Source organism: Mesorhizobium sp. L-8-3 (assembly GCF_016756615.1).
Lineage (GTDB): Bacteria > Pseudomonadota > Alphaproteobacteria > Rhizobiales > Rhizobiaceae.
In genome coordinates, this window is record NZ_AP023262.1 from 2276588 (window position 1) to 2295270 (window position 18683).

The 18683-nt window shown below is 64.2% G+C and carries 20 protein-coding genes; 8 read left to right on the forward strand and 12 right to left on the reverse strand.

Annotation, left to right across the window (positions count from 1 at the left end; genetic code table 11):
• Window positions 1-106 precede the first annotated feature (106 nt).
• Complete coding sequence (locus tag JN302_RS10790; protein WP_202332852.1) at window positions 107-742, forward strand: TetR/AcrR family transcriptional regulator; 636 nt, start codon at window positions 107-109, stop codon at window positions 740-742.
• Window positions 743-858: 116 nt separating this feature from the next.
• Here JN302_RS10790 and rpmE read toward each other — a convergent pair whose 3' ends face one another.
• Complete coding sequence (rpmE, locus tag JN302_RS10795; protein ID WP_202312014.1) at window positions 859-1080, reverse strand: 50S ribosomal protein L31; 222 nt, start codon at window positions 1078-1080, stop codon at window positions 859-861.
• 199 nt (window positions 1081-1279) lie between these two features.
• Here rpmE and JN302_RS10800 point away from each other — a divergent pair, with 199 nt between their 5' ends.
• Window positions 1280-3082: an ABC transporter transmembrane domain-containing protein gene (locus JN302_RS10800; protein WP_202332853.1), complete on the forward strand. Its 1803-nt coding sequence runs from the start codon at window positions 1280-1282 to the stop codon at window positions 3080-3082.
• A gap of 7 nt (window positions 3083-3089) precedes the next feature.
• On the opposite strand, the gene JN302_RS10805 is transcribed toward JN302_RS10800, so the two are convergent.
• The 3 genes from JN302_RS10805 to JN302_RS10815 all read right to left on the reverse strand — a co-directional run bounded on the left by JN302_RS10805 (window position 3090) and on the right by JN302_RS10815 (window position 5559).
• Complete coding sequence (locus tag JN302_RS10805; RefSeq protein ID WP_202332854.1) at window positions 3090-3521, reverse strand: type II toxin-antitoxin system VapC family toxin; 432 nt, start codon at window positions 3519-3521, stop codon at window positions 3090-3092.
• Window positions 3518-3796: a hypothetical protein gene (locus JN302_RS10810; protein WP_202332855.1), complete on the reverse strand. Its 279-nt coding sequence runs from the start codon at window positions 3794-3796 to the stop codon at window positions 3518-3520. Before JN302_RS10810 ends, JN302_RS10805 begins: the two co-directional genes overlap by 4 nt.
• Before the next feature lie 110 nt (window positions 3797-3906).
• On the reverse strand, window positions 3907-5559 hold the full coding sequence (locus tag JN302_RS10815; protein WP_202332856.1) for an FAD-binding dehydrogenase: 1653 nt from the start codon (window positions 5557-5559) through the stop codon (window positions 3907-3909).
• A gap of 221 nt (window positions 5560-5780) precedes the next feature.
• Between JN302_RS10815 and JN302_RS10820 the strand changes: the two genes are divergently transcribed.
• Window positions 5781-6134: a DUF1304 domain-containing protein gene (locus JN302_RS10820; RefSeq protein WP_202312024.1), complete on the forward strand. Its 354-nt coding sequence runs from the start codon at window positions 5781-5783 to the stop codon at window positions 6132-6134.
• Between the two features lie 99 nt (window positions 6135-6233).
• On the opposite strand, the gene JN302_RS10825 is transcribed toward JN302_RS10820, so the two are convergent.
• From JN302_RS10825 to efp, 5 genes are all read right to left on the reverse strand, one after another.
• On the reverse strand, window positions 6234-7265 hold the full coding sequence (locus JN302_RS10825; RefSeq protein WP_202332857.1) for a peptidoglycan -binding protein: 1032 nt from the start codon (window positions 7263-7265) through the stop codon (window positions 6234-6236).
• Window positions 7265-8284 (reverse strand): MotA/TolQ/ExbB proton channel family protein, encoded by a 1020-nt coding sequence (locus JN302_RS10830; RefSeq protein ID WP_202312026.1) that lies wholly within the window; start codon window positions 8282-8284, stop codon window positions 7265-7267. The genes JN302_RS10825 and JN302_RS10830 overlap by 1 nt, the downstream gene beginning before the upstream one ends.
• 113 nt (window positions 8285-8397) lie before the next feature.
• Window positions 8398-9090, reverse strand: a complete 693-nt coding sequence (gene trhA / locus JN302_RS10835; protein ID WP_202332858.1) for a PAQR family membrane homeostasis protein TrhA — start codon at window positions 9088-9090, stop codon at window positions 8398-8400.
• 115 nt (window positions 9091-9205) lie between these two features.
• The gene (locus JN302_RS10840) at window positions 9206-10006 is read right to left on the reverse strand and encodes an inositol monophosphatase family protein (protein ID WP_202332859.1); all 801 of its coding nucleotides are present in this window, start codon (window positions 10004-10006) and stop codon (window positions 9206-9208) included.
• A gap of 24 nt (window positions 10007-10030) precedes the next feature.
• Window positions 10031-10597 carry an elongation factor P gene (gene efp / locus JN302_RS10845; protein WP_202312029.1) on the reverse strand — a complete coding sequence of 189 codons (567 nt, stop codon included), beginning with the start codon at window positions 10595-10597 and terminating at the stop codon, window positions 10031-10033.
• Window positions 10598-10781: 184 nt separating this feature from the next.
• Between efp and JN302_RS10850 the strand changes: the two genes are divergently transcribed.
• The gene (locus JN302_RS10850) at window positions 10782-11741 is read left to right on the forward strand and encodes a transglutaminase-like domain-containing protein (RefSeq protein WP_244846283.1); all 960 of its coding nucleotides are present in this window, start codon (window positions 10782-10784) and stop codon (window positions 11739-11741) included.
• On the opposite strand, the gene JN302_RS10855 is transcribed toward JN302_RS10850, so the two are convergent.
• Together JN302_RS10855 and JN302_RS10860 are read right to left on the reverse strand one after the other, a co-directional pair.
• Window positions 11734-12726, reverse strand: coding sequence for a tetratricopeptide repeat protein (locus tag JN302_RS10855; RefSeq protein WP_202312031.1), 993 nt, complete (start codon window positions 12724-12726; stop codon window positions 11734-11736). The two genes, JN302_RS10850 and JN302_RS10855, sit on opposite strands and share 8 nt — an antisense overlap.
• Window positions 12686-13339, reverse strand: coding sequence for a thiamine phosphate synthase (locus JN302_RS10860; protein WP_202312033.1), 654 nt, complete (start codon window positions 13337-13339; stop codon window positions 12686-12688). Before JN302_RS10860 ends, JN302_RS10855 begins: the two co-directional genes overlap by 41 nt.
• Before the next feature lie 164 nt (window positions 13340-13503).
• Between JN302_RS10860 and JN302_RS10865 the strand changes: the two genes are divergently transcribed.
• The 4 genes from JN302_RS10865 (at window position 13504) to rcdA (ending at window position 17759) form a co-directional block, all read left to right on the forward strand.
• Window positions 13504-14280: a sulfite exporter TauE/SafE family protein gene (locus JN302_RS10865; protein ID WP_202312035.1), complete on the forward strand. Its 777-nt coding sequence runs from the start codon at window positions 13504-13506 to the stop codon at window positions 14278-14280.
• A gap of 152 nt (window positions 14281-14432) precedes the next feature.
• The gene (locus JN302_RS10870; protein WP_202312037.1) at window positions 14433-16073 is read left to right on the forward strand and encodes an acyl-CoA synthetase; all 1641 of its coding nucleotides are present in this window, start codon (window positions 14433-14435) and stop codon (window positions 16071-16073) included.
• A 365-nt stretch (window positions 16074-16438) separates the two neighbouring features.
• Complete coding sequence (locus JN302_RS10875) at window positions 16439-16816, forward strand: hypothetical protein (RefSeq protein ID WP_202312039.1); 378 nt, start codon at window positions 16439-16441, stop codon at window positions 16814-16816.
• A 409-nt stretch (window positions 16817-17225) separates the two neighbouring features.
• Complete coding sequence (rcdA, locus tag JN302_RS10880; RefSeq protein WP_202314681.1) at window positions 17226-17759, forward strand: protease adaptor protein RcdA; 534 nt, start codon at window positions 17226-17228, stop codon at window positions 17757-17759.
• On the opposite strand, the gene JN302_RS10885 is transcribed toward rcdA, so the two are convergent.
• Complete coding sequence (locus JN302_RS10885; protein WP_202332861.1) at window positions 17760-18536, reverse strand: sulfite exporter TauE/SafE family protein; 777 nt, start codon at window positions 18534-18536, stop codon at window positions 17760-17762.
• Between the last annotated feature and the right edge of the window lie 147 nt (window positions 18537-18683).

Here is an 18683-nt window from a genome sequence, read left to right on the forward strand (position 1 = left end):
ATCGTTCTCCCTTCGATGAATGTGAGGAATCCTCATATTTGCTAAAAGTGATAAATCCTCATATTCTGTTCGTCAAGAGGATGCTCGGAAGATGGGAAAAGGGCGGATGAACGAGACGGCTGCAGAGGCAAGGGAGGGAGCGGCGCTCACGCCCCGTCGCGATCCCGTTCAGAAGCGAAGCCGCGAGCGCATGCGGCGCATTCTCGACGCGGCGAGCGGGCTGATCGCCGTACACGGCAGCGATGCGCTGCGCATGGGCGACCTGGCCGAGAAGGCCGGCATTTCCATCGGCTCGCTCTATCAGTATTTCCCGGAGAAAGGGGCGATCATCCGGGCGCTCGCCGAGCGCTACCACGCCGAAAGCCGCGCCTGCATTGAAGAGGGGCTCGCCAGCGTGCGGGACCTGCCGGGGCTCGGACGCGCCTTCGGCGCGCTGGTCGATACCTATTACGGCATCTTCCTCGCCGAACCGGTGATGCGCGACATATGGTCAGGCATGCAAGCCGACAAGGCTCTGGCCGCCATGGAACTCGCAGACAGCCGGGCAAATGGGGAGTTGCTCTCGCGCCTTCTGCTGCGGCTACGGCCCGGCGAGGACCCAGAGGCCATCAAGGCCAGCGCATTCCTGGTTTGGCAGCTCGGCGAGGCGACCATGCGGCTCGCGGTTTCGGTCGAGCGAAGCGAAGGCGACGCTGTCGTGGCCGCTTACAAGCGCATGGCGATACGCGAGTTGGTAGGATAGTCGAGGGGAGCCGATTTCGGCTGATGTCAAGAGCATTTCCACTTGTGCTGGAATTGCTCCAGAAAACAAAAGCCCCGCCGGGGCGGGACTTGACGTTCGGGGCGTTGAGCCGAAACTTAGATGCCGAGGCCTTCGTACCGCTTCTTGAACTTCGACAGGCGGCCGCCGCGGTCGAGAAGCGTCTGCTGACCGCCGGTCCAGGCCGGATGGGTGGTCGGGTCGATGTCGAGGTTCAGCGTGTCGCCTTCCTTGCCGTAGGTCGAACGCGTCATGTATTCGGTACCGTCGGTCATGACGACCTTGATCATGTGGTAGTCGGGATGGATATCGGTCTTCATCGGTCTGTTCCTGCTCGAGCGGCGCCCTGCCTGCGGCGATGCGCCCACTTTGAAAAGGCGAAGCCGCAGCTATTCATGCCACGGCTTTCAAAACGGTCGGCGTGCCTATACATCAGCCGAAATTGAAGCACAAGGCCGCGTCGCCCGCATTTCTCGGGTGCGCCAACGCAACGACCGTAATACGGTCCGGGAAACGATAATGGCCGAAGCTTTCGACAATGACGCAAACCGCAGGAGCTCGCTCAAGCCGTTGAGCCGGCTTGCGCCTTATGTTCTGCGTTATCGCGGCAAGGTCGTGGCGTCGCTGTTCTTCCTGGTGCTTGCCGCCGCCATGACGCTCACCCTGCCGCTCGCCGTGCGCCGCATGATCGACCATGGCTTTTCGGGCTCGGACTCGACCTTCATCGCCAACTATTTCTCGATGCTGGTGGCGATCGCAGCCGTGCTCGCGCTCGCTTCGGCCTGCCGCTACTACTATGTCATCACGCTCGGCGAACGCGTCGTGGCCGATCTGCGCCGCGACGTTTTCGCCCATGTGACGACGCTGTCGCCCGCCTTCTTCGACACTGCGCAGTCCGGTGAGATCGTGTCGCGTCTGGCCGCCGACACCACCCAGGTCAAGGCGGCCGTGGGCTCGACCGCCTCGGTCGCCTTGCGCAACCTGATCATGGGCCTCGGCGCGGTCGGCATGATGGTCGTGACCAGCCCCAAGCTCTCCGGCCTGGTGATCGCCGCGATCCCGCTGGTCGTGTTGCCGCTCGTCGGTTTCGGCCGGTCGGTGCGCAGGAAGTCGCGCGCGGCTCAGGATACGCTCGCCCAGGCCACCGCCTATGCCAGCGAGCAGATCGGCGCGGTGCGCACGCTGCAGGCCTTCACCAACGAGGCGCTGGTGACGAAGCGCTTCTCGGCCGCGGTCGACAGCGCCTTCGAGGCGGCGCGCTCGTCGGTTTTCGCCCGCTCCTTCCTGACCTTCTTCGCCATTTTCACGGTATTCTCCTCCGTGGTGGCGGTGCTGTGGTTCGGGTCTCGCGACGTTCTGGCCGGCACGCTGTCTGCCGGCACGCTCGGTCAGTTCCTACTCTATTCGGTGTTGGCCGCAGGCGCGCTCGGCGCGCTCTCGGAAGTATGGGGCGAACTCGCCCACGCGGCGGGCGCCGCCGAGCGGCTTACCGAGCTTCTGGCCGAGGAGCCGGCGATTACTGCGCCTGCCGCGCCGCGCGCGCTTCCCGCCGAAGGGTCGGGCCGGGTCGAATTCCTCGACGTTCATTTCTCCTATCCGGTAAGGGCCGACCGCCCGGCGCTGCATGGCATGAGCTTTGCGGTGAAACCCGGCGAGACGGTCGCCATCGTCGGGCCATCTGGCGCGGGCAAGAGCACCGTCTTCTCGCTGATCCTGCGCTATTACGATGTCGATACCGGTACGGTGTTGGTCGACGGCGTCGACGTGCGCGAGGCCGATCCACGGGATGTTCGGTCGCGCATCGCCATCGTACCCCAGGATGTGACCATCTTCGCGGCAACCGTCGGCGACAATATCGGCTTCGGCCGGCCGGGCGCGCGCCGGGACGAGATCGAGGCCGCCGCCAAGGCCGCGCTGGCCGACGAATTCATCGGCAAGCTGCCCGACGGCTTCGATACGCCTGTCGGGGAACGGGGCGTGACCCTGTCGGGTGGTCAGCGGCAGCGCATCGCGATTGCCCGGGCGATCCTGCGCGACGCGCCGATCCTGCTGCTCGACGAGGCGACCTCGGCGCTCGATGCCGAGAGCGAGACGCTGGTCCAGTCGGCCCTGGAGGGGTTGATGCAGGGACGTACGACGCTGGTCATCGCGCATCGGCTGGCGACCGTGCTCAAGGCCGACCGCATCCTCGTGATGGAGGACGGCCGGATCGTCGAGGAAGGCACGCACAGCTCGCTCGTCGCCAGGGGCGGCGTCTACGCCCGTCTCGCCCGGCTGCAGTTCGAGACCGGTGCCAGCGCCTTCAGGGGCGCGGCGGAATAGGGGCGGATCAGCCAGGCTTCCAGTCCGCCAACGATGAAACGTTGCCAAATTTGCCGGCCTTTGTCACATGGCGACGGTCGGCCGTGACGAATGTGCCGCCCCGTTCAATGGCCATAGCGTGGTAGATACTGTCCTGAAGGGTCGGATAACCTCCGCCCTTGTTAACTGTCGTCGCGATCCGCTCCGCCACCATTAGTTCGTCGGCGCTGGGTTCGAGGATCTGCAGGCCGATGGCGCGGGCGTTTTCCAGGAGACCGAGGATGCTCTTGAAGGGAACATCGTGTCGAAGGCCTATGGACAAGGCTTCATAGACAATCAAAGTCGGGGCGACCAGAATGAGGTCATGCTCCGCCACATATGCGAAAAGGGCTTCTGCTTCCGGGCGATCGGCTTCGTCCAGGAAGAGTTTTGCAAAGACCGAGGCGTCGACAACGATCATTTGTTACGATCGCTGGCAGCCAACTGTTCTCCGCGCTGTACCCGGACCTGGTCGAGTGTGTCCACGACGCCGGGTCCCTTAGGTGGATAAGGCTTGAAGGCCCTGATTTGCGCCAACGCCTTCCGTTTCTCCGCTTCCCGCAGTGCCCGTTCGATCGCGTACTCTACAAAGCTCGATCGCTTGCTTTTCGGCACAGCGCGGTCGAGCCTTTTCTTCACAGTGCTGTCGATCGAAAAGGTCGCGCGCTCCTTAGGATTTGTTGCGTTCACGATCATACTCTATTTTTCATAAGATATGGTCATAAGGGAGCTTTCGCAAGCAGAGCGCAATTCGATTGCTGCGCTCTATGTCTCGGTAGACGACTCGACCTCCGCGAGGCCCATCATCAGCCGCAGGCATGGCGCCCGGCGATCCGTCCGGAAAAGATGCAGCCGCCGAGGAAAGTACCTTCGAGCGCGTTGTAGCCGTGATATCCGCCGCCGCCGAAGCCCGCGACCTCTCCCGCCGCATAGAGGCCGGGGATCGGCTCGCCATCCTTGTCCAGCACCTGGGCGTCGAGATTTGTGTGCAGCCCGCCGAGTGTCTTGCGGGTGAGGATATGGAGCTTCACCGCGATCAGCGGACCGTTCCGCGGATCGAGGATCTTGTGTGGCCGGGCGGTGCGGATCAGCTTGTCGCCGAGATAGTTGCGCGCGCCGTTGATGGCGGTCACCTGTGCGTCTTTGGAGAATGGATTGTCGATCTCGCGGTCGCGCGCCACGACCTGTTCCAGGAGCTTGTCGTGATCGAGAAGGGGCTCCTCCGTCAACGCGTTCATGCCGGCGACGAGGTCGCGGAGATTGTCGCGGACAACGAAGTCTTTGCCTTTTTGCTTGAAGGCCTCGACGGGAGGCGGTGCGCCGCCGCCGCGACGGCTCTTCAGCACGGCGCTCCAACTCTTCGAGGTGAAGTCCGGGTTCTGCTCCGAGCCGGAAAGGGCGAACTCCTTCTTGATGATCTTCTGGGTCAGCACGAACCAGGAGTAGTCGTAGCCGGTCGACAGGATGTGCTTCAGCGTCGAGAGCGTGTCGAAACCGGGCAGGCAGGGCGCGGGCAGGCGGTTGCCGCGGGCGTCGAACCAGAGCGAGGACGGACCAGGCAGGATGCGGATACCGTGGTTCGGCCAGATCGGCGCCCAATTCCTGACGCCCTCCGTATAGTGCCACATGCGATCGCCGTTGATGACCGCGCCGCCGGCCTCCTTTGTGATCGCGATCATGCGTCCGTCGACATGGTGCGGCACGCCGGCGATCATCGTCCTGGGCGCCGGGCCCAGCCGCCCGACCGGCCAGCTCTGGCGCACCAGATCGAAATTGCCGCCGATGCCGCCCGAGGCGACGATCGTGGCGCCGGCCGCGATCTCGAAATCGCCTGATACGCCGCGTCCGGATTGCTCGCCGCGCTCGACCGTGGACGGTTCCAGGATCTCGCCGGCGACGCCGGTGACGGTACCATTGGTCTTGATCAGCCGGCTCACCCGATGGCGGAACCGGAACTCGATCCTGCCCTTGTCGGCATGCTCCCGGACGCGGCGAACGAAAGGCTCGAGCACCCCCGGTCCGGTGCCCCAGGTGATGTGGAACCGCGGCACGGAATTGCCGTGGCCGTGGGCCTGGGCGCCACCGCGTTCGGCCCAGCCGACCACGGGAAACCAGCGCATGCCCATGCCGTGAAGCCACGGGCGCATCTCGCCGGCGGCGAAATCGACGAAGCTCTCCGCGAATCGACGCGGCCAGTGGTCTTCAGGACGGTCGAACTGGGCGGAGCCCAGCCAATCCTGCAAAGCGAGCTCGCGGCTGTCCCTGATGCGCAGCCGCCGCTGCTCGGGGCTGTCGACGAAGAACAGGCCGCCGAGCGACCAGAAGGCCTGGCCGCCAAGCGAATTCTCTCCCTCCTGTTCGAGGATGACGACGCGCTTGCCGCGGTCTGCCAGTTCGCCCGCGGCGACGAGCCCGGCGAGCCCCGCGCCCACGATGACGGCGTCCGCTTCCGCAGCCATTTATCCCTCCCCGGCGTGGTTGCGCCTCTCCGTGTCACACAATCGGCCCGAGGACGGACTGCGATCAAGCGGTTTCTTGCGGGCGGCAGAGACCATTTCGTCTCCGGCACCTTGTCGACCGGGTGGCCCACATGATCAAATCTGCGCAGCGCGGCCCGATGCGCAGGGCGAGGTTTGGGGCGACCGTCTCCAACCGAACATATCCGAGGGAGAGGTTGCTCATGGTTGCGACCATATTGATCGTGCTGGTGGCGCTGCTCCACTTGTACTTCATGTATCTGGAAATGATCGCCTGGGATCGGCCGCTCGGCCGCAAGGTCTTCAACCTCACCCCGGAGTTCGCAACTGCTTCGAAGGCGCTGGCAGCGAACCAGGGTCTCTACAACGGTTTTCTCGTCGCGGGTCTCGTGTGGGGCCTGACGCTCGGCGACGGCGGCTTCGCGGTGAAGCTGTTCTTCCTGGCATGCGTCGTGGTGGCCGGCGTCTTCGGCGCGGCCACCGTCAGCAGGCGTATCCTCTATGTCCAGGCGGCGCCGGCGGCTCTTGCCGTGGCGGCCTTGTGGCTGGGTCTGTGACCGACCGGGCGAAGCCGGCAGGGTCCGGCATGGCCCGAAAACGAAGAAGGGTTCAAGGTTGTTGGATCGCAGCCGGAGCCTTGCGGTCCGATGCGCCCGTCAACGCTCGGTCAGCTTGAGCTCGATGCGGCGGTTCCTGGCCCGGGACTCGCCGGTGTCCGATGCGTCGAGCGGCTGGTACTCCCCGAATCCGGCGGCGACGAGCCGGTTGGCCGGCACGCCGTTCTCGATGAGGAATTTCACCACGGCCGTCGAGCGGGCCGACGACAGCTCCCAATTGTCGCGGTAGCGGCCGGTACCGGAGAGCGGCCTGTCGTCGGTGTGGCCGTCTACCCGCAGCACCCAGTTGATCTCCGGCGGGATCTCCTTCTGCAGCTCGATGATGGCGTCGGCGAGCTTCTTCATCTCGACCCGGCCGGCATCGTTGATCACATCCGAGCCCGACGGGAAAAGCACTTCGGACTGGAACACGAAACGGTCGCCGACGATGCGGATATTCTCCCGGTCGGAGAGAATTTCGCGCAATCGGCCGAAGAAATCCGAGCGATATCGATTGAGTTCCTGCACCCGCTGCGCCAAGGCGACGTTCAAGCGCCTGCCGAGATCGGCGATCTTGGTGTTGGATTCGCGATCGCGCTGCTCCGACACCTGAAGCGCGTCCTCGAGAGCGGCGATCTGCTTCCTGAGTGCGGCGATCTGCTGGTTGAGCAGCTCGACCTGCGACATGGCGCGCTGGCTGAGCTGGCGTTCGGAATCGAGCTCGCCGCTCAGGGCGCCGATCCTTTCCTGCGCGGCCTGGTCGGAGCCGGCACCACGCGCGAGCAGCTGCTCGAGCCTGGTCTTCTCAGACTCGGCGGCACTGAGCGATGCCTGGAGGTTGGCGAGCTGGTCATGCACGTCCTGGGTGTTGGTGCGCTCCAGCGCCAACAACTGGGTGAGCTCGTTGATCTGCGAGTTGAGGCGGTTCAGCACCTCGTCTTTGCCCGAGATCTCCCGGCTCAGCAGGAATTGAGCAAGCACGAAGACCGACAGCAGGAACATGATGGATAGCAACAGCGTCGACAGCGCATCGACGAATCCGGGCCAGTAGTCTATGCGGCGGTCGGCGCGGCGGCCTCGGGCGAGGGCCATCAGTGCGGCTCCGTCTTCTTCAGGGATTCGGCCAGCTTGTCGAGCGTGCGCCGCATCGCCTTCTGCTCCTCGGACTGGGCTTCGACCCAGTCGCGCATCAGCTGCTGCTCGTTGCGCATGTTCTTCACGAGTCCGGAAATGCCGTCGGCCAGATTGGCCATCGCCGTGGCCACCCGCTGGTTGGACCCACCCGTCTCCTGGATGTTGCGCAGCCGTTCGGACAAGGCGCGCACCTCCTCGGCCGTGCCCGCGCTGCCGGCATCGCCGACCATGTCGGACGAGAGATCGGTGACCGAGGACAGCCAGTTTTCAAGTTCCGTGTAGAAGCGGGTCTGGGCGCGCCCGGCCTGCAGATCGAGAAAGCCGACGACGAGTGAGCCGGAGAGGCCAAAAAGCGAGGAGGAGAAGGCCGTGCCCATGCCTTCGAGCGGCGCGGACAGACCGGCCTTCAGCGCCTCGAGCACGTCGGCGGCATTGCCCGATCCGGGATCGAGCGCGCGGATCGTGTCGCCGATGGAGCCGATGGTCTGCAGCAGGCCCCAGAAGGTGCCGAGCAGCCCGAGAAAGACCAGCAGTCCGGTCAGATAGCGGGTGATGTCGCGGGTCTCGTCCAGCCGCGTTGCGATCGAATCGAGCATGGTGCGCATGGAGTTGGTCGACAGCGACATCGACGACGAGCGGCTGAGCAACACCTTCATCGGCGCAAGAAGGACGGGCTCGGTGGTCTCGGAGCCGGCGCGGAAGGAGTTCACCCATCGCACCTCCCGGAAAAGGCGGATCACCTGCAGGAAGGCGAGCAGGATGCCGACGACGAGCACGCCGATGATCAGGCCGTTGAGGCCCGGATTGGTGGCGAAGGCCGCGGAGATCTGCCGGTAGAGGATCGCGGTGATGAAGCCGGCGATCGCCAGGAAGACGAGCATCGACAGCAGGAACACCTGCGGGCTCGACAATTTGTGCGGATCGTAACCGGACTCTCCAATGCTGACGTCTGACCCGAAAGTCCTGAACAATGCCATTCGCGCGCCTCGAGCGATCCGCCTGATAATCGCGCGGGAGTCTAAACGGAATTGTGACTAAATTGAAAGCCGCCGGGTGATGGTGCCGAACGATGCCGCGCAACCCGCCCGGGTCAGATCCGATTGACGACCAGACAATCCATGACGGCAGCGAGATGAAGCCCGGCCGCCACCACGACGAAGCCGTGCCAGACCGCGCTCTGGAATCGCAGTCCCTGCCAGACGAAAAAGACGACGCCGCTCGAATAGACCACGCCGCCGGCGACGATCAGCCAGAGCGTCGTCGCAGGCAAGGTGTCCAGCAGGCCTTGGGCGACCGCCACGCCGCTCCAGCCGATGGCGAGATAGAAGACGATCGCAAGCCGGTCGAAACGGCCGGGCAGAAAGAGCTTCACGGCCATCCCTGTCGCAGCGGCGCCCCAGACGACGGCGAACATCCGTTGCGCGGTTGCGGGGTCATCGAGCTGGGTGAGGAATGGCGTGTAGGTTCCGGCGATCAGCAGATAGATCGCGGCATGGTCGAAGCGCCGCAGGATCCACTTCGCTCGCGAGACGGGCCACAGATTGTAGGCGCAGGAAATGGAAAGAACGGTGAGGAGCGAGGCGACGTAGAAGATCGCTGCGACATATTCCCACACGCCGGTGTGGAAGACGGCGAAGGCCAGCAATATCGACCCGGCCGAGATGGCGAGCACGATGCCGACCGCATGGACGATGCCATCGGCGATCAGTTCCGCGCGCGAAAGCAGAAACCGCCCCGCGAAGGGGGTCTCCAATACCGAACGCGCCGCATCGCCGCCTTGCATGCACCGTCCCTTTGCCTAGCGCCCCAAGCATAACAGCAGGCCGAAGGGGGCGATTTCAAGACCGGTGGCTTCGTCCCTTCGGCGAGGCGCGGCAGGGTCGCGCCCGCTGAAAGTGTTATCGCACCGGCAGCGGCTTGGTGATGGTCTTCAGCAGCGCGCGATGGATCGCCTCGTTGCCGGCGACGATCGATCCGCTCTCCAGCATGGTCTGGCCGCCATTGCGGTCGCTGACGAAACCGCCGGCTTCGCGCACCAACAGGATGCCGGCCGCCATGTCCCAGGGCGACAGGGCCTCCTCCCAGAAGCCGTCCATGCGGCCCGCCGCGACATAAGCGAGGTCGAGCGCAGCCGAGCCGAAGCGGCGGATACCCGATACCTCGCCCATGACGTGGCGCAGCTCGATCAGGAAGTTGCCGTGGTGGCCGCGGCCGAGATGGGGCACGCCGGTACCAATGACCGTGTCGGACAGCTTGGTGCGGGCCGCGACGCGCAGGCGGCGGTCGTTGAGGAAAGCGCCGCCGCCGCGTTCAGCCGTGTAGAGCTCGTCCATCGCCGGATTGTAGATGACGGCCGCTACGATCTGGCCCTGCCGCTCGAGCGCGATCGAGATCGAGAACACCGGAATGCCATGCAGAAAGTTGGTCGTGCCGTCGAGGGGATCGACGATCCAGCGATGCTGAGCGTCCTCGCCTTCGACCGTGCCGCGTTCTTCCATCAGGAAGGCGTAGCCCGGCCGGGCCTTCGCCAGTTCGGCATGGATGATCTCTTCGGCCTTGCGATCGGCCTGGCTGACATAGTCGCCGGGTCCTTTCATGGACACCTGGAGATTCTGGACCTCGCCGAAATCGCGGGCCAGCGAGCGGCCGGCCTTCATGGCCGCCTGTACCATGACATTGATGATCGCCGAACGCGCCATGAGTTGAGCTCCGATGCGGAAGGATCAATCCGCGCGGCGGACGTAGGTGATCTCGTTGGTGTCGACGATGATACGCTCGCCCGACGAGATGAAGGGCGGAACCAGGACCCGGATGCCGTTCTCAAGCACCGCCGGCTTGTAGGAAGAAGCCGCCGTCTGCCCCTTCACGACCGGATCGGCTTCCGTGATGGTGAGGGTCACCGTGTCCGGAAGCGAAATGCCGATCGGCTTTTCCTCGTAGAGTTCGACGGTGACCATCATGCCGTCCTGGAGGAAGGCCGCGCGCTCGCCGACGAAATCCTTGTTCAGCTCGAGCTGCTCGTAGCTCTCGGTATCCATGAATACGAGGGACTCGCCCTGCTCGTAGAGGAAGGAGAAGTCCTTCTGCTCCAGCCGCACCTTCTCGACCGTCTCAGCCGAACGGAAGCGTTCGTTCAGCTTGGTGCCGTTGATGAGGTTCTTCAGTTCGACCTGGTTGTAGGCGCCGCCTTTGCCGGGCTTCACCGCATTGGTCTTGACCGCCACCCAGAGGCCGCCGTCATGCTCGATGACGTTGCCGGGACGGATTTCGTTGCCGTTGATCTTGGCCATGGTTTCTTTCCGGAAGAGATTTTCTCGCCGCGACGGCGATTTCGCGCCTCCAAGACCACAAAACGCCCGGAGAGGCAAGGCCGCCCTGGTCAAAGCCGAGATGTTACCGAGAGCAAGGACGATCAAGTCGCCGGCCTGAGACAAGTCTAGCCTGTGCTTCCGGAGCATGGGAAAGGAGACGGTCATGGAACATGAAGGCTATTACGCGACGCACAGCCTGATGAGCGATCCAGGCCGCCATGCCTCGCTGGTTGCCGCCCTGCCGGACGATGTCGGCGCGATCGCCGAGGCGCTGCAAGGCCTTTGCATCTACGACGTGGTTGCCGAGCCATTCTACGGTTTCAGGGTGCCGTCGGAGCGGGCGGGGGAAATCCACCTGCGCGGCGTGGCGGATATGCTCGAGCGCATCGTCTCGCTCGACGCGAGACCGCTCTCGCAAGCGCGGCCGGTAGAAAAGCGCCTGGTGAGCCGCTGCCACCATTACGGGCTGCTGCTCGTGTCGATGCTGAGGAGCACGGGAATTCCCGCGCGCCTGCGCGGCGGCTTCGCCGCCTATTTCAATGCGCCCTTCTTCGAGGATCATTGGGTAGCCGAATATTGGAAGGCCGACGAAGACCGCTGGGTTCTCGCCGACGCCCAGCTCGACGCTGTGTGGTTGGCCAGGCTGCCCGGGATCGAGAAACCGCTCGACCTTTCCAGCGATCAGTTCGTGCTTGCCGCGGATGCGTGGCAGCAATGCCGCTCGGGCGCGGCCGATGCGACCAGGTTCGGCATCGGCTTCGCCAACCTGCGCGGGCTCTGGTTCATCACCGGCTCGCTGGTGCGCGATCTTGCGGCGCTCGAAAAGATGGAGATGCTGCCATGGGATGTCTGGGGCGTGCAGGCTGGAATCGATGCCGAACTCACCCCGAGCGAGCTCGCCTTCTACGATCGCCTCGCTGCCATGATGGCCGATCCGGATCGGAGGTTCACGGAGTTGCGCGAGTCCTACGATGCCGACGGGGGCCTGCGGGTGCCGCCGCTGGTCTTCAACGCCCTGACCGACCGGTCGGAGCCGATCCTACCGGACGGCGCGGGCACGCATCGTCAGGCTGTCGGAGGGCAGGGGCAGGCAGGAACCATGCAGGCGGACGCGATCATCTGAGCCGATTGGCGCGCACCACGGCGGTCTTGATCTCGGCGTCGGTCAAGCCGTTCATGAAGTCTTCCATCATGGGATCGACGAGGCCGGCCCGCTTGGCCAGGATGTACCAGGCTGCGGCGAAAGTCTCGTCGGGATCGGTCCCGATGCCGTTGAGATAGAGCTTCGCTACCCTGTTCTGGGCCGCGACATTGCCGCCCTCGGCCGCCCGCTTCAGCATGCGGAAGCCGCCTGCCTCATCCTTCTTTCCGCCGCGCCCCTGGACCATCCAGGTGCCAAGGTCGAGCTGGGCTGTGTCGTAATTCTGGCGGGCGGCGAGCTCCAGCCAGCGCCGCGCCGCGGCTTCATCCTTGGGCCGGCCGCCGATACCGCCGGCATCGATCTGGGACATGGCATATTGGGCGTCAGGCAGGCCGGCCTTGGCGGCGCGCTCATAGTAGATGACGGCTCGGGCCATGCCTTTCGGGCCGGGATCGCGGTCGACCAGCAACTGGGCGAAGTTGAACTGGGCCAGCGCGTTGCCCGCTTCGGCCGCGGCCTCCATCAGGGCGAAGGCGCCCTGCTTGTCCTTCTTCACGAAGCGGCCGTCGAGCTGCAGCAGCGCATATTGGAACTGGGCTTCGGGCACGCCTTGTTCTGCGGCGCGCTGATACCATTTGGCCGCTTCCGCCTCGTCGCGGGCAACGCCGAGGCCTCGCGACAGGATTTCGGCGACGAGCGCCTGCGACGGCGCATCACCCTGCCTGGCCTTCTCCAGCGCGAGGTTGTAGGCGGTCTTGTAGAGGCCGCGCTGAAAAGCGCCGTAGGCCGGGTCGAGCTTCTTGGTGAAACGCTGCGGGTCGATCCTGTCCGCCGACGGCGCCGTCCGGTCGCCGTCCGTCGCATGGGCGACGGCGATGGCGGCGGCGAAGGCCAGGCCGGCTATCAGGAGGCGACGGGCCACCACGTCACCTTGCGAAACGTGGTGCTGCACGGTCGAGGATCGCATTGGCCTCCGCTACGGCGGAACCGGCATCCTCCCCGAAGACGGCACTCGACAGGGCGACGAATTCGGCACCCGTTGCCGCCACGGCCTCGACCGAGGCGACATCGGATCCCCCGAGCACAATACAGGGGATCTCGATCATCTCGGCCCACCAGCGGCCGAGCGCAAGATTTCGCGGGTGCGGCTCGGGCGTCTTGTCGTAGCCGAAACGGCCGAAGAACATGTAGTCCGGGCGCGTTTCGCCCAGCTCCAGCGCGTCGTCCCGCGTCTTCGCGCCGCCGGCGCCCACCATCATCCTGCCCTGGAGACGTTCGATCGTCTCGGCCAGTTCATCCTTCCCGACCTCGAGATGGATCCCGTCCGCACGGACGCGACCGGCCACGCGGCTGTCGCCGGCGATCATCACCGCGACGCCCCTCTCTTGAGCCAGCGGTACGATTTTCTCGGCGAAAGCCTGGAAGCCTTCTTCGTCCATTCCGTATTGCGGCAGAATGAGCGACGCGACGTCACCGGCATCGAACGCGGCAGGCAGCGCCGCTATGAAACGCTCCGCGGCCGTCTCGGGCGGAGCGATCAGGACAAGGCGGCAACGGTCGGGCAGGCTGGCTTCAGTCATCAGAGGCTATCCGGGCTTTGCCTATGCAGGCCGATCATGGTTGCATTGCGGCATAAAGTACCGGCGCTGCTTTGAACAGAGCGCCCTCCCCACATGAAAGCTCTCGCCAAGTCGGCGCCCAGGGGTTAGACCAGCAAGCTCCCGCCGTCGTTCCCCGCATTCGAATGCCCGCACTCCTTTCCGATCCCTGGTTCATGGCCGTCGCGGTCGCGGCGGTGATCCTGGTCGGCCTGTCGAAGGGCGGGCTGGGCGGCGCCATGGGCTTCGTCGGGGTGCCGATGATGGCGCTGGTAATGTCGCCGGTCCAGGCCGCGGCGATCCTGCTGCCGATCATGGTGCTGATGGACATCGTCTCGCTGTGGACCTGGCGTGGAAACTATCATCTGCCGACACTCAAGGCGATGCTGCCCGGTGCTATGCTCGGGATCGGCCTGGGCTGGCTGACAGCCGCGGTGGTCACGGTTCCGATGATCCGTTTCATCGTCGGCGTCGTCGCCATCGCCTTCGTCGGGCGCTGGATCTACCAGCAGTTTCGCCACGGTTCCGCCCATGTCGCAAAACCCCGTGCGCTCGTCGCGACCTTCTGGGGCACGGTGTCCGGCTTCACCAGCTTCGTCGCCCATGTCGGCGGTCCCCCGTTCCAGATGTATGCGCTTCCGCTGCGCCTGGAGCAGCGCATTTTCACCGGCACGAGCGTCATCTTCTTCGCCGTGACCAATGCGGTGAAGCTCGTTCCTTATTTCGCGCTCGGTCAGTTCGATGCGACCAACCTCACCATCTCGGGCCTGCTCATGCCGGTGGCGCCGCTCGCCACGCTCGCCGGCGCCTGGATCGTGCGGCGCATGCGGCCCGACGTCTTTTATGCTTTCTCCTACGCCACCGTGGGGCTGATTGCCCTCAAGCTTGTCTATGACGGAATCTTCGACCTTGTAACGCCGTGACCGGCGGCCGAATCTGTGGTCAAAGCCTGCGGCGCATCGCGTGAAGAAGGATTCACGCGATGCGCCGCAGATTCTTGATTTGACGCATGTCTTTTTCCCGAAACCGCTGCACACTTTCGGGAGACATGCTTTGGGAGAAACGGGAGGACCGAATGAGCAATCCATACGAGCAGGACCTCGACAGGCAGGGCGCCAACCACCAGCCTCTGACCCCGCTTACCTATATGGAGCGGGCGGCGAAGGTCTATCCCGATCACGTGGCCATAATCCATGGCGGCCGTCGCGTCAGCTACCGAGAGTTCTGGGAGCGGTCGCTGCGGCTCGCTTCCGCGCTCGCGGCACACGGGATCGGCAAGGGCGATACGGTCAGCGTGATGCTGTCGAACACGCCGCCCATGCTGGAGGCGCATTTCGGCGTGCCGATGGTGAAAGCGGTGCTTCACTCGCTCAATACCCGGCTCGACGCGGCGATCGTCGCATTCCAGCTCGACCACGCCGATTCGAAGATCCTGATTGTCGACCGCGAGTTCTCGGGCGTCGTCGCCGAGGCGCTGAAACTCGCCAGGGTCAAGCCGCTGGTCATCGATTTCGACGATCCCGAATATGCCGCCGACGCTCCTTATCCGAAGGGCGAGCGCATCGGCACCGTGGATTATGAGGATTTCATGGCGTCGGGCGAGCCTGGCCATCGATGGTCCATGCCCGACGACGAATGGGATGCGATCTCGCTCAACTACACTTCCGGGACGACGGGCAATCCGAAGGGCGTGGTCTATCATCACCGGGGCGCCGCGCTGATGGCCTATGCCAACACGATCCACGCCGGCATGGGAAAACATGCAGTCTATCTCTGGACGCTGCCGATGTTCCATTGCAATGGCTGGTGCTTCCCATGGACGCTCGCGGTGCAGGCCGGCACGCATGTGTGCCTGCGCTGGGTGCGGGCCAAATCCATGTATGATGCGATCGCCGACCATGGGGTCACGCATCTCTGTGGCGCCCCGATCGTCATGGCCACGCTGATCAACGCGGCCGAAAGCGACAAGCGCATCTTCCCGCAGACGGTGACCTTCAACACCGCCGCCGCGCCGCCGCCCGAAGCCGTGCTCGCCGGCATGGCCGATGCCGGCTTCGCCGTCACCCATCTCTATGGATTGACCGAGACCTACGGCCCCGCCGTGGTCAATGAATGGCACTCCGGCTGGGATGCGCTGGACAAGGACCCGCGCACGGCGAAGAAGGCACGCCAGGGCGTGCGCTACGCTGCACTCGAGGGCCTGACCGTGATGGATCCGGAGACGATGACGGAAACCCCTGCCGACGGCGAGACGATCGGCGAAGTGATGTTCCGCGGCAATATCGTCATGAAAGGCTATCTGAAGAACAAGCCGGCCACCGACGAGGCGTTTGCCGGCGGTTGGTTCCATTCGGGCGACCTCGGCGTGATGCATCCCGACGGCTATATCCAGCTCAAGGACCGGTCGAAGGACATCATCATCTCTGGCGGCGAGAACATCTCCTCGATCGAGGTGGAGGACGCGCTCTACAAGCATCCCGCCGTCGCTTCCTGCGGTGTGGTCGCGCGCGCCGACGAGAAATGGGGCGAGGTGCCGGTTGCCTATGTCGAACTGAAGCCGGGAGGATCGGCGACCGAAGCCGAGATCATGGAACACTGCCGCGGGCTGCTGGCGCGGTTCAAGGTGCCGAAGGCGGTGATCTTCGCGGAGATCCCCAAGACGTCGACCGGGAAGATCCAGAAATTCGTGCTGCGGCAGATGGCCAAGGAGTCATAGTGGCCGCACGTCCATCTGGGCGCACGAACGACGCGTTGAGATCGACGCATCGCGCTCTCCCAAACTCACGGTTTCGGAAAGCGACGCCGCGGGGCACGCGGATGCTGTTTGCACGCGGCCGGCACGGCGAACCGGTTTGCCCGGCGAGGCGCAACCGCCTGGATGATCTTCCTTTCCTCCCTGCACCAACCGGAACCGACTGGCGGCGCGGCGAGATCGGCAGGCCTCGTGCATAAGACTGAGGCATTTGCCATGAGAGGCCTGTTTTCCAGCGAGCGCTAATATGACACTATCCGACCACGGACGGCGGTCGACGAGACGTCGAATCGTTCCCGTGGGGGTTCACAGGGCAATTGGGGGTTCTCATGAAAGGGGTAGCACGCAACTTCTTCGCTCTGGCCATCATCTACGCGATCTGCGGCATGGTGTTGGGCCTGAGCATGGCGATCAGCCAGGATCACGGCCAGATGCCGGTCCACGCACACACGATGGTGGCGGGTTTCCTGATGTCGTCGGTGTTCGCATTCTTCTATCATCTGTTTCCGGCCGCTGCCGCGTCGCGGCTTGCACCTGTGCATTTCTGGCTGACGACGCTGAGCGGCATCGCGCTGCTCGTCTCGCTCTATTTCTTCCTCGCAGGGAATCCGGCGATCGAACCGGTCACGGCGATTGCCTCGGTCTTGTTCTTTGTGGGGATGCTGCTCTTCGCCTGGATCGCGCTTCCGGTCTTGCGGCGCGCCTGAATTGCCATACCGTGAGCTGCAACGAATCACGGTAACACAACCAACGGTAGGCGTAGCGCGTGCGATTGTACCCTAACGGGACAGATGTGAGGCGCTGGCTCAAAAATGGCGCATGCCGTTAACCCTTCATTAAGCTTTACAGGTGTTTACTGTGTGCATCCAGTGATCTGGATTCTTACCGAGTGGTTGGAGCCACTCTGTTTGACGCCTCCCTGTTAAACTCCTGAGAGCCGCTTTTGCGGCTCTTTTTTTGTGTCCCGCGACCTGGGACAGCTGCATTAACCCTTTGTTAAACATGCGCTTGCCTTCGATTGAGGCTTGGCGCATTTTTGAGGCTCGTAATATAGCTGCGGGGACCTGGACAGGGCCGGAACGGCCGGACGGGCATAGTAGTGCAGGGGCGTCAGAAATGAATGAGCCGTCGATGAGCAGCGCGGTGACGATAAGCCTGGCCGAACGCCGGGTTTTCTCCAATTCCTTCAAGCCGTTGTACAATGAAGGCATGGGGCTGGTGGAGCAGGCCGCCGAGTATCTGGACGGCCAGGGGCGCAGTGACGCCAAGAAGCTGTCCCGACTTTCCGCGACGCTCTATGCGGCCGAATCGATGCGGCTGACCACAAGACTGATGCAGGTGGCTTCCTGGCTGCTCCTTCAGCGCGCCGCCAATTCGGGCGAGATGACCCGGGACCAGGTGGCAGCGGAAAAGGCGAAAGTGCGCCTGGATACCGCTTCGGCCAGCGAAAGCGCGGAAGGCTGGGTGGAACTGCCGGATGCGTTCCGCGATCTCGTCATTCGTTCGCTGCGCTTGCAAAGCCTCGTGCGGCGCATGGATGATGAAGTCTATGGCGGCAACGGCAACCTGCCGTCGCCGCACAGCCTGCGCCGGTCCAATCCGGTTTCCGATCAGATCACGCTTCTGAGCACGGCTTTCGGTCGCGGCTGATCAACCGCCGAAGGCTGCCGCGATGCCCTGGAACAACCGGTCGAAGACCGGCAAGGCGAGCAATGCCGACAGAACGATCAGGCCGAATGTGACGAGCCTGTAGGCGTTCTCGCTGGCGAGACCGAAGGCCCACCAGCCCGCGAGGATGCCGGCGAAATAGACCGGCGCCGCCATGACGCCCATTCCCACCACACCGGGCTCGAACAGACCGGCGAACCATAGATTCCCGATCGAGACGAACTCGCCAAGGAAGAAGAGGGTCAAAAGATTGGCTCGTACGATGACGGCGGGGAGCCCGCCGGCCATCCAGTAGGCGATGACGGCCGGCCCCGGTATCGAGGCCAGGCCGGAAAGCACGCCCGCCACGCCGCCGACGCCGATCGAGACCGCGGGATTGCGCAGGCCCCGCCAGCGCCAGCCGGCATAAAGGACGACGACGCAGGCGAAGATCGAGATCGAGATCAGCCAGCGCAGCACTCCGGCATCACCCGCGCTCAGGAGATAGACACCCGCCGGAAAGAGCAGGAGCATGCCAAGAGCGACGGGAAGGACCTCGCGCCAGCGCGCGATGCGAAGGGCGGGCAAGGTGACCGGGATCGCCGGAAGCGAATCGATGATGACGATGATCGCCAGCGCCGCCTTCGGCCCGTAGAGCGCGCCCGCGACAGGTGCAACGATCATGCCCGTGCCGAAGCCCGACAGGCCCCGCGCGACGCCGGCCACCAGGACCACGGCGAACAGAGTGAGGGCGGCTATGTCGATAGCGGGTATCGTCATGACCGCCGTCTGCGTGAACCTGATGGCGAAAGGCAGGGGCAGGGCTAGGTCAAGCGGTGGACCAAAGGTCGTCGGCAGATTTGCGGCATCGCAGCCTGTTTCCCTTTTGTTCACATTCTGCTGGCATCAGGGTCCGAGACGCCGATA